Origin of the sequence: Streptomyces sp. D2-8 (assembly GCF_023184515.1) — a bacterium.
Taxonomy (GTDB): domain Bacteria; phylum Actinomycetota; class Actinomycetes; order Streptomycetales; family Streptomycetaceae; genus Streptomyces.
This window is the reverse complement of sequence record NZ_JAAHBP010000067.1, coordinates 1-1,392: the sequence shown is the minus strand read 5'-3', so window position 1 is coordinate 1,392 and position 1,392 is coordinate 1. Positions and strand designations below refer to the sequence as shown.

Sequence of the window (1,392 nt, the reverse complement as noted above, 5' to 3'; positions counted from 1 at the left end):
GGCGGGCGAGGCGGAGGAGGGCCTGGGTGTGAGTCTTGCCCCGGGCCCGGCATTTGTCGTAGTAGGTGCGGGAGGCGGGATCGTGCAGGGCTGCGAACGCGGACAGGAACATGGCGCGTTTGAGCTGCCGGTTTCCGCCTCGTGGTGCGTGTTCGCCGTGGATCGAGGTTCCCGAGGACTTGGTGGCCGGGGCGAGGCCGGCGTAGGAGGCCAGGTGGGCGGCGGTGGGGAAGCTGGTGCCGTCGCCGACGGTGACCAGCAGAACTGCGGCGGTCCTGACCGCGACCCCCGGCATCGAGGTCAGGACCTTGGAAAGAGGGTGGTCCTCCAGCAGGGCTTTGATCTGGGCTTCCAGGGCTCGTCGTTGTTCGTGGACGGCGGCGAGCGAGCGGGCCAGGGACGGGATCACGGTGTCGAGGGTGCCGGTGCCGGGGACGACTACGGTCTGTTCGTCGAGTGCGTCGAAGATGTCGTCGATCAGCCGGGCGGCCATGCGTGGGGCCTTGGGTCTGATCACCTCGACGAGTCTGCGGCGGCCGGCTTTCCGCAGCGCGGCCGGGGAGCCGTAGCGTTCCAGCAGCCAGGTCACGGCGGGGTGGTCCAGGCGGGGGCCGAGGACGCGTTCCAGACTGGGGTGGAACTGGGTGAGCAGGCCGCGTATCCGGTTGCTGGTGCGGGTGGCCTCGGCGGCGAGGTCCTGGTCGAAGCCGACGAGCACGGTGAGCTCGGCGGTGATCTCGTCGGTGAGTTCGAGGGATCGCAGGGTGTGCGGCATGGTGCGGGCGGCGTCTGCGATCACCGCGGCGTCCTTCGCGTCGGTCTTCGCCTCGCCCGGATACAGGTCGGCGATCCGCCGCATCGCGAGTCCGGGCAGGTAGGCGACCTTGCAGCCCGCGTCCCGGGCCACGGTCAGCGGGAGAGCGCCGATGGAGGCGGGCTGGTCCACGATCACCAGGACGGTGCCGAACTTCGCGGTCAGCTTGTCGAAGACGGCCCGCAGTTTCGGCTCGCTGTTGGGCAGCTGCTTGTCGAGGACCTTCTTCCCGGCCGGGGTGAGCCCATGGCCGTGGTGAGCGGTCTTGCCGACGTCCAGGCCGAGGAACACGCCCACGTCTTCGGTGTCGAACATCGCGCCCTTCCAGGAGTGTTGACCGTGCCGGCCTCGGCAGTGGTGTCGTACGCGCGCATCCACGTTATGCAGACCTGCCGCCCGCGAGCTGTCCGGCATTGCGCCGGACCGGGTGGTGGCCGGACCTCTCATCAGCGTCTCCGACGGCACCTCCCGGGCCCGGTGACACCACCCCCCAGGTCATCCGTTCGACAGGGGGCAACAGTCATGGCGGGCCCGGAGGCCAGCGGTCCCGTTGCGGAACCGCGGAAAACATAACGGGG

Annotated in this window: 1 protein-coding gene; it reads right to left on the bottom strand. The window is 69.8% G+C overall.

Annotated elements, in window-relative coordinates:
• The coding region (locus G3I77_RS40540; protein ID WP_248512484.1) for an IS110 family transposase at positions 1 to 1,129 on the bottom strand (1,129 nt) is incomplete at its 3' end.
• Between the last annotated feature and the right edge of the window lie 263 nt (positions 1,130 to 1,392).